Origin of the sequence: Bacillus sp. JJ634 (assembly GCF_036962285.1) — a bacterium.
Lineage (GTDB): Bacteria > Bacillota > Bacilli > Bacillales > DSM-1321 > Peribacillus > Peribacillus asahii_A.
In genome coordinates, this window is record NZ_JBALMU010000166.1 from 1 (window position 1) to 8,630 (window position 8,630).

At 36.4% G+C, this 8,630-nt stretch carries 9 protein-coding genes; 5 read left to right on the forward strand and 4 right to left on the reverse strand.

The window, feature by feature from the left end; genetic code table 11:
* Nucleotides 1-396 precede the first annotated feature (396 nt).
* Nucleotides 397-630 (forward strand): aspartyl-phosphate phosphatase Spo0E family protein, encoded by a 234-nt coding sequence (locus tag V7068_RS20200; protein WP_119116107.1) that lies wholly within the window; start codon nt 397-399, stop codon nt 628-630.
* Nucleotides 631-757: 127 nt separating this feature from the next.
* Nucleotides 758-1,309 (forward strand): PilZ domain-containing protein, encoded by a 552-nt coding sequence (locus tag V7068_RS20205; protein WP_499714276.1) that lies wholly within the window; start codon nt 758-760, stop codon nt 1,307-1,309.
* 54 nt (nt 1,310-1,363) lie between these two features.
* Here V7068_RS20205 and V7068_RS20210 read toward each other — a convergent pair whose 3' ends face one another.
* Together V7068_RS20210 and V7068_RS20215 are read right to left on the reverse strand one after the other, a co-directional pair.
* Entirely contained in the window at nt 1,364-2,095 is a 732-nt protein-coding gene (locus V7068_RS20210; protein ID WP_499714277.1) for a ZIP family metal transporter, read from the reverse strand.
* Between the two features lie 60 nt (nt 2,096-2,155).
* A complete protein-coding gene (locus V7068_RS20215; RefSeq protein ID WP_499714281.1) occupies nt 2,156-3,379 on the reverse strand; it encodes an MFS transporter in 1,224 nt (407 codons plus the stop codon).
* A gap of 259 nt (nt 3,380-3,638) precedes the next feature.
* Between V7068_RS20215 and V7068_RS20220 the strand changes: the two genes are divergently transcribed.
* The 3 genes from V7068_RS20220 (at nt 3,639) to V7068_RS20230 (ending at nt 7,254) form a co-directional block, all read left to right on the forward strand.
* Complete coding sequence (locus tag V7068_RS20220) at nt 3,639-4,076, forward strand: MarR family winged helix-turn-helix transcriptional regulator (protein WP_127759618.1); 438 nt, start codon at nt 3,639-3,641, stop codon at nt 4,074-4,076.
* 218 nt (nt 4,077-4,294) lie between these two features.
* Nucleotides 4,295-5,989, forward strand: coding sequence for a M3 family oligoendopeptidase (locus tag V7068_RS20225; protein ID WP_499714278.1), 1,695 nt, complete (start codon nt 4,295-4,297; stop codon nt 5,987-5,989).
* Between the two features lie 230 nt (nt 5,990-6,219).
* Nucleotides 6,220-7,254, forward strand: a complete 1,035-nt coding sequence (locus V7068_RS20230) for a YkvI family membrane protein (RefSeq protein WP_499714279.1) — start codon at nt 6,220-6,222, stop codon at nt 7,252-7,254.
* Between the two features lie 46 nt (nt 7,255-7,300).
* On the opposite strand, the gene V7068_RS20235 is transcribed toward V7068_RS20230, so the two are convergent.
* Both V7068_RS20235 and V7068_RS20240 read right to left on the reverse strand, forming a co-directional pair.
* The gene (locus tag V7068_RS20235; protein WP_499714280.1) at nt 7,301-7,969 is read right to left on the reverse strand and encodes a DUF8580 domain-containing lipoprotein; all 669 of its coding nucleotides are present in this window, start codon (nt 7,967-7,969) and stop codon (nt 7,301-7,303) included.
* A gap of 196 nt (nt 7,970-8,165) precedes the next feature.
* Nucleotides 8,166-8,342, reverse strand: coding sequence for a YkvS family protein (locus tag V7068_RS20240; protein WP_127759622.1), 177 nt, complete (start codon nt 8,340-8,342; stop codon nt 8,166-8,168).
* Nucleotides 8,343-8,630: the final 288 nt, after the last annotated feature.

Here is an 8,630-nt window from a genome sequence, read left to right on the forward strand (position 1 = left end):
GCCCCTCCTTAAAAGTGGAATAGAATTTAATTGGTAATTATTGTATTTTAAGTCTGGTTTTTCACTAAATAATCATAGCTCTATCGATATGATGATGCAACTAGGAATTCTTTCATGTAGTGCTATTATAAGAAAATCGGACGTAATGATGGTAATCTGGCTTATATTACAGGTTAAAGGGATTCTACTAATTTACAGAATCTGGTTTATTGGTTCCTTTTAATTTATATGAAAACCTATAGAAAATGTCAAAAATTATTTCTTTTTTCGTTTGTTTGTACAGCATAAAATGAAAAGTTTTGTCTTATTTTGCGAATCTATTTACATATATTGTTTAATTTGTAATACTAGTTAATTATAGAGACTATAATTAATAGGGGGATCAAGCCAATTACTATGAAGTTGAAAAAATTAAGGAGCCCGAGAGAAGTCTCGGCTGAAATAAATATAAAGAGAATAGAGATGATGGAACTGGCCCGAGTGTATGGAATGAATGGTGAGCCGACCGTTCGTTCAAGTCAAGAATTGGATTTATTAATTAATGAATATTTGATTTTACAGCATCATTTAGCTGTGAAAGTGAAAGTAAAAGTGAAAGAGAGTTTGGTTATTGGGCATGATTGTGGGTGAACTGACCTGTATACAAGGAATATAACAGGTAGGCAAAATTAGAAATATCTTTTGGTTAATTTTTCTCAAAAAAGGTTGCATGGTTTGGTATAATAAAAAGCATCACGATGGAACAAAGGAAGATGGTATGGAGTTTATACAATTATTGAAGAATCAAGAAGTTACGCAAGCCGCTCTTTTCTCAGTTGAAGGGGAGCTAATGAATGTAATCATTAAGGATTCAAAAGAGTTTCATGCTGGAGATTCTGTTGCTTGTGTAGTTAATAATCAAAAGTTTGATACAAAAATTATAAAAAAACAACAACATAATTTATACTTATATATCCCTTGGTTTGATCAGTTAAATTTAAGGGAACGTAGAAAAGCCATTCGTACCTGTTGTGAAATACGTGCTTATATACAATCAGAGCAAAAAGAAATACCTGTTACTGTTTTGGATGTAAGTATTACGGGACTAGGCTTTTTTTGTGCGCGTAAGCTTTCAGCGCATAGACCATATAAAATATCGTTTATGATGGAAGAGACTATGAATTATCTGGAAGTAATGATTCAACATGTGCAAGAAACCGAAGATGGTTTTCGTTATGGATGTCAGTTTATTAATAGTAGGGAAGGGACTTTATTTCCGATTCGACGATATATTTTAAAACAGCAACTTACAAAGTTAGAAGACGTATAAGCGCTACTAAAGAAGGCTGACCCCTATAATCATTGAGTCAGCCATTTATTTTGTTTAGACTTCTAGTAGAAGAATCATAAAAAGTAATCCAATAATAAAGGAATAAGTCGAGGATTGTTCATTCCCGTCACCGTGACTTTCAGGAATTAATTCTTTATAGATAATAAATAACATAGCTCCTGCTGCGAATGCTAAGCCGTATGGTACTAAAAAAGTAATGTAAGAGGTTAAATAATATCCTAATAAAGAAGTAACAATTTCAATCGATCCTGTTAAGGTCGCGATAATGAATGCTTTTAGCTTACTAATTTTTTGATTAAATAGAAATAAGGCAACTAATAAGCCTTCAGGGGCATTTTGTAAGCCAATCGCAAAAGCAATTAAATTCCCTGTTTCCGAAGCTGAATCTGAAGCATAGCTTACACCTACTGATAAACCTTCTGGGATGTTATGAAGGGTAATGGCTGTAACGATCAGCAATGCTTTCTCATCGAATTCAATTCCGCTCTTATTATGATCTAGATCCATATGTGGAATGTTTTTTTCAAGTAATGTTAATGTTAGCACGCCAAGGCAAATGCCAATAACAAGCTGAATGTAGCTTCCACTTGCTAATGATTCAGGAATTAAACTCATAATGGAAGCAGCCATCATAATGCCTGCTGTAAAGGCAAGCAATGTATCTCGAAAGCGATGGCTGATTGTGTTTTTAAGAAATAGAATCGGTAAAGCGCCGACTCCGGTTGAAAGGGCAGATAAAATACTGCCTATTAATACTTCACTCATAACGTGCTCCTTACTCCATTTAGATAATCTATTGGAAGTATACAAAATGTTAGAAAAAGGTTATGCATACCATTTTTTTAATAGGTTATCTGAAGGAAGAATGATTGATATAACACCTAAAATCGGCAGGAAACTAACGATTTTAATCATCGTAATAATCCCCACTACGTCTGCGATTGCTCCTAAAGCAACAGAGCCGACAGCCCCCATTCCAAAAGCAAATCCAACGGTTAGACCAGCCATTGTGCCGACTTTTCCAGGAAATAATTCTTGTGCGAAAATCACCGTTACAGAAAAACTTGTCATAATAATAAAGCCGATAATCAATAACAAGATAAAGGCTATAGTAGAGGATACAAATGGTAATAGAATCGTTAATGGCGCGCTCAAAATAAAGGAATAAAGAATGACATTTTTTCGACCGAAACGGTCAGCGAATGGTCCGCCAAAAAACGTACCGATGGCTCCAGCTGCTAAAAAGGCAAAAAGAAAAAGCTGTGCTGTCTTAATAGGAAATCCATATTGCTCAATTAAATAAAAACTATAAAAGTTGGTCATACAAGAAATATACCAAGAACGAGCAAAAATGATAAATAATACGATACTTAATGCGGTGGACACTTTTTTCGTTAATGCTTTGTTGCGCGTCTGTACTGCTTTTGTCTTCGGTTTAAATTCTACTAGTTTACGTGCATACCAATTCGCAATATACAGTAATAGCATGACAGCAAGAAAAGCAATAGGTGTAAACGAAAGAGCTCCTTTTTGTCCGAATGGAACAAGTATAAGGGCTGTAATAAGTGGAGCTAATGCTTGACCGCTGTTGCCTCCTACTTGATAAATGGACTGAGCAAGTCCGCGTCTTTGCCCCCCTGCCATAAAAGCAACGCGTGAGCCTTCTGGATGAAAAATAGCAGAGCCAAATCCCATTAGCAGTACCGCACATAAAATGATAGAATAAGTAGGTGCAATGGCTAGCAATGTAACTCCTATTAACGTGCTTGTCAGTCCAATGGGAAGGGCATAGGGAATCGGTTTTTTATCTGTATAAAAACCCACGGCAGGTTGTAAGAGAGAAGACACGATGTTTAAAGTGAACGCAATCATACCTAGTTGGGTATAACTAAGAGACATCGTCTTTTCTAAAATTGGAAACATAGCTGGAACAACAGCTTGTAGTGAATCATTTAATAAATGGCATAAGCCAATGATGAGTAACACACGTAATGTCATTTCTTGACTTTGTTTGGTTGTTTTTTGACTAGTTGTCGCCGTGTTCATGATACTTCTAGCTCCTTCATTTATGTATTTTTCCTTCCTTTTAATAAAGGGAGATGGATGATATAAAGGCTTATGCTGAATCATGGGAAGCGTGTGAATATTTATTGGTATGAATTTACTGTGCTGTTTCTTAGTATATCAAACTGTATAAAGAAACAATAGCCTAGTGCTTAATAGGCGAATTTGACAAGAAAAGATAAATATATTACAATCATTTAAATTCGAGATATTTTAATTAAAAATATTTAAAGGTTGTGAAGTAATGGAGAAAGATAGTATTCAGCGTTCTTTAAAACTGTTTATTGTGTTATCGCGAGCGCATCGCTCTATCAATGATATCGTAAATAAACACATCGCTGAACATGGGCTAAATCCTACTGAATTTGCTGTGTTAGAATTGCTTTATCATAAAGGAGATCAACCGTTGCAGCAAATAGGAGGAAAAATTTTGCTTGCGAGCGGTAGTATCACATATGTTGTGGATAAATTAGAGCAAAAAGAATATTTAATCCGTGTGGCATGTAAAGATGATCGACGTGTTACGTTTGCGCAAATTACGGAAAAAGGGAAATCCTTTATCGAGGGGATGTTCCCTGAACATGAAAAAAGAATTGATGATATTATGAGTGCGTTGACTCCAGAAGAGAAAGAAACAGCGATTGAATTAATTAAGAAGATTGGTTATGGCGTGCAATCATAATAAATAGAGGGACGGAAGAACACCTTATAGAGGTGTTCTTTTTATTTGGCTTATTGGATTAAACATGTTTGTTGAGCAAGTCCCTTATCTTACATGGATGGTATGCAATATTTTTTTGAATGATAGGAGAAAAGATTTCCAATGTCGGATAATATGCTATGCTTACAGGGAGGTTATACACTAGGGGTATACATTATGAAAGAAAAGGGAGTGCGGGCATGACATTTATGGAATATGAGTATACGCGTCCACAAATAGAGGAAGTGAAAGAGCTATTTTCTTCCGCTATGGAGAGGTTTAAAGAAGCAAAGAATGCGGATGAACAAATGGAAGCCGTACAAGACATTAATCAAATGCGCAATTCTGTGAGCACAATGTTTAATATTGCTCACATTCGTCATTCCATTAATACACACGATGAATTTTACAAAGTGGAAAATGACTATTTAGATGAGTTCGCTCCAGAGATGGAAGAAGTAACATCGTTGTTTTATGAAGAGCTGGTACGTTCTCCATTTAGGGAAGAGCTTGAAGCTAAGTGGGGGCCTCAGCTGTTTAAACTAGCAGAAGCTCAGTTAAAAACATTTTCGCCAACGGTTATTCCATTATTGCAAAAGGAAAATAAGCTGTCTAGTGAATATTCACAACTTATTGCTTCAGCGAAAATCGAATTTGAAGGAGAGGAGCGTACGCTTGCTCAATTACAGCCATTTATGGAGTCGCCGAATCGCGAGCTGCGGAAGAGCGCAAGTGATGCGTACTATCAGTTTTTGGCATCCAATGAAGCAAAGCTCGATCAAACTTTTGATGAGCTCGTAAAAGTACGTCATGAAATAGCGACGAAGCTGGGGTATAAGAACTTTGTGGAGCTTGGATATTACCGCATGGCCCGAACAGATTACAACGCGGAAATGGTTGCTAAGTTTCGGAAGCAAGTGGAGGAAGTTATCGTGCCCCTTGTGAGCCGTTTAAAGAAACGTCAACAAGAGCGTATCGGTGTTGATGCTTTAAAGTTTTTTGATGAAAACTTTGAATTTAAAACAGGAAACGCAACACCAAAGGGAAATGCTCATTGGATTATTGCGAACGGTAAAAAAATGTATAGTGAGCTTTCTGCAGAAACGAAAGAGTTTTTTGACTTTATGGTAGACAATGAGTTGATGGATTTAGTTGCGAAAAAAGGAAAAGAAAGCGGTGGGTATTGTACATTTATTGAAGATTACAAAGCTCCGTATATTTTCTCTAATTTCAATGGTACATCTGGGGATATCGATGTATTAACGCATGAAGCAGGGCATGCCTTCCAAGTCTATCGAAGTCGCTTGCAAGATATTCCTGAATATTATTGGCCTACTTATGAGGCATGTGAAATTCATTCAATGAGTATGGAATTTTTGACTTGGCCGTGGATGGAATTATTCTTTAAGGAAGACACCGATAAATATAAGTTTTCTCATTTAAGCTCTGCGTTAGTGTTTTTGCCGTACGGTGTAGCTGTCGACGAGTTTCAGCATTTTGTATATGAGAACCCTGAGGCAACACCAGATGAAAGAAAGCAGGCATGGAGACAGATTGAGAAAAAATATTTGCCGCACCGTGATTATGATGGCAATCCTTTTTTAGAAAAGGGTGGCTTTTGGCAGCGTCAAGCACATATTTATAATTCTCCTTTCTATTATATTGACTATACGCTCGCGCAAATTTGTGCGTTTCAATTTTGGAAACGAGCTATAGAAGGAGATCGTACCGCTTGGGACGATTATTTACATTTATGTGATTTAGGCGGCAGTCGCTCATTTCTCGGTCTTGTTGAGGCAGCTAACTTAAAATCACCATTTGAAGATGGAACCGTTCAAGAGGTTGTTGCTACTATTGATGCGTGGTTAGCGACCGTTGATGACAAGGCTCTATAAGCAGGGAAAAGCTAATCTACGCGATTAGCTTTTTTTATTGATGGAGGTTTCACTTTATGCTAACCAACAAAGTTCGATAATAGAGTCTTAAATAGATGATGATATCTGCTTATTCCCATAGCTAAAAAGGGGGGCAGCGCACCGTAATGGGCTTTCTTTTCGCAAAATCCGTAATAAGCTTGTCTAAAACGCCTTCTCTACACATATAGATGGGATAAGGAGGCGAAGGGATGTTGTCACGGTGGGCAGGAGTTTTTCAGATTGCGGCGGTTTATGTTGGAACCATTGTAGGTGCCGGTTTTGCAACTGGAAAGGAAATTGTTGAATTTTTTACCCAATATGGCCTATACGGCTTTTTAGGGATTTTAATAGCAGGTTATTTATTTATCTTTATAGGAACAAAAATGATGCTTATTTCTTCCCGAATTCATGCGGCTTCTTATGAGGAGTTTAATGAATATTTATTTGGTAAAAAGATTGCTTCTATTATTAATTTGTTATTTTTAGCGATGCTGGTAGGGGTTAGTGCCGTGATGCTTTCCGGAGCAGGAGCTGTCTTTGAGGAACAGTTAGGAATGTCCAAACATATTGGTGTTTGGTTAACGATTGTGCTCGCAATTGCAGTTCTAATATTTGGAACGCGGGGATTATTTGCGATTAATTCATTTGTTGTGCCAATCATGATTAGTTTTAGTGTACTTTTATGTGTGTTAACGATTGGAAACGGGGGTTTTTTGGAATCGTTATTACATATACCAGAAACAGGAATGACGGTAAAAGTGTTAGTTTCTCCTTTTTCGTATACGGCTTTTAATTTAGCACTGGCGCAAGCGGTACTTGTGCCGATTGCCTATGAAGTTCAAGATCAGGAAACCATTAAGCGCGGCGGCATGCTTGGAGGAATCTTTCTCACTATCATTTTGTTGTCGGGTCATTTTGCCTTAATGACTTTGACTAATATAGCGGATTATGAAATTCCTTCCGCAATTATTATGAAATCAGCAGGAGAGACTTTATATTGGGTATTTATTCTTGTGATCTATGGAGAAATCTTTACGTCAGTTATTGGGAATATATTTGGTTTAGAACGACAAATTAGTGGATTTTGGAAAGTGCCAAGTATTTGTATTATTCTCCTCTTGTTTATGATTGCCTTTTTTATTAGTGAGGTAGGCTATGGGAGATTAATCGGCTATTTATATCCATTGTTTGGGTACATCAGTTTACTTTTCTTAGTGCTTGTTTGGCGAAGTAAAGTTGAATGAATAGACAAGAGAAAGGCGCTATTTGCGCCTTTCTCTTGTCGTCGTTTTATTTCTTTGCAAGAATCGTTTTTGCCATTTCTAAAAAGGCATCTCGATAATCCGCTTCTTTTGTTGTAAACATTGTAAGAAGAACAGGAGCCTTCTTATTTTTGAGTAAAACGGAGGTAACGACTTCATTGTCTGGTGTCACTACTTCATAACTGACACCGTTTTCAATCTGGAGCTTCGGATCAGAAATCGAGTCTGAAATACTGCCAAGAAACGTTTTCATATATTTTTCTGTTTCTACTAAATCTGTACCTTCTGGTAATAGCTCAATACGCATCGAGATAGCATCATTTTCAGATAAAAAAACGAGATCTTTGCCAGGTTCTTCAGCGCTTAATTCAAATTCCGGAAGTACGTACATATTAAATGGTTGGTTGTCGCTCGTTTTTAAGAAAGCTGTTTCTTCTTTGCTTTCCTTATTTAACGTATACTTTAAATTTGTTTCCATGACACGTACTTCGTTGGATTGTTCTTCATTTGTCTCCTCATTTTCTGAAGAGCCATTTTCGTTGTCATTCGTTTCTTCAGCTTGTGATGAACCATTTGGCTTTTCGTTTACTTCTTCGTTTGTTGGTTCTTTTACTTCTTCTTTATCTGTTGTGCCGCATCCTGTTAATACTAATGTTGCCACAGCAACTCCTGATAAGATTGATGTCCATTTTGTCATACTGTTTTCCCTCAACTTTCTGAAATGTCTATTGTGTTTATGAGCAAGAATATTTACGACAGGTCCCTTCTATTATAGCCGTTTCTTTTAGAAAGGAGTTATAGGAATGTGTAAATATAAGCACAAATGTCACAAATTGGGCATTTTTGTCTACGGAGTTGAGGGATGTACAACTGTTGTGTTGTATACTGGGAAATTATTTAATGATTGTGTAGTTTTTATGGTTGACAACTGTTTTTTGTTCAAGCTCTAAATCGCGATAATTGTCCATATAGGTCACATCGACAATGACAGAGTTTTCATTTACTTTCTCAACGATTCCTTGTAAACCTTCGCGAAATTCAATAATATTACCTACTTCTGCTTTTTTCATTGCGATCATCCTTTCATAGTTCAGATTAATGGACCAAAAAAGAGGGTTAAACTATGTATATGCTGTTTTGGTCTGTCGACTACAAAATTATTTAAGAGTCGATTGAGAGGTGGATTAAAAACACTATTCATTTGACGAAGATAAATAGTTTACTATACAGTTTGCACTATTTTTTAAGGTTCGTAAAGAAAATAGTAGAAAAAATTACAAAAAATTCAAAAAATATTTTAGGAAGTGGACATGTGCTACAATAAGAAAGGTTTTTAGAACAATGTTATTGAACAGAAC

Bases quoted from the DNA above. Each gene is read 5' to 3' on its own strand.
- V7068_RS20205 (WP_499714276.1), top strand. From the start codon at position 758: ATGGAGTTTATACAATTATTGAAGAATCAAGAAGTTACGCAAGCCGCT.
- V7068_RS20240 (WP_127759622.1), bottom strand. From the start codon at position 8,342: ATGAAAAAAGCAGAAGTAGGTAATATTATTGAATTTCGCGAAGGTTTA.
- V7068_RS20235 (WP_499714280.1), bottom strand. From the start codon at position 7,969: ATGACAAAATGGACATCAATCTTATCAGGAGTTGCTGTGGCAACATTA.
- V7068_RS20200 (WP_119116107.1), top strand. From the start codon at position 397: ATGAAGTTGAAAAAATTAAGGAGCCCGAGAGAAGTCTCGGCTGAAATA.
- V7068_RS20220 (WP_127759618.1), top strand. From the start codon at position 3,639: ATGGAGAAAGATAGTATTCAGCGTTCTTTAAAACTGTTTATTGTGTTA.
- V7068_RS20225 (WP_499714278.1), top strand. From the start codon at position 4,295: ATGACATTTATGGAATATGAGTATACGCGTCCACAAATAGAGGAAGTG.
- V7068_RS20230 (WP_499714279.1), top strand. From the start codon at position 6,220: ATGTTGTCACGGTGGGCAGGAGTTTTTCAGATTGCGGCGGTTTATGTT.
- V7068_RS20210 (WP_499714277.1), bottom strand. From the start codon at position 2,095: ATGAGTGAAGTATTAATAGGCAGTATTTTATCTGCCCTTTCAACCGGA.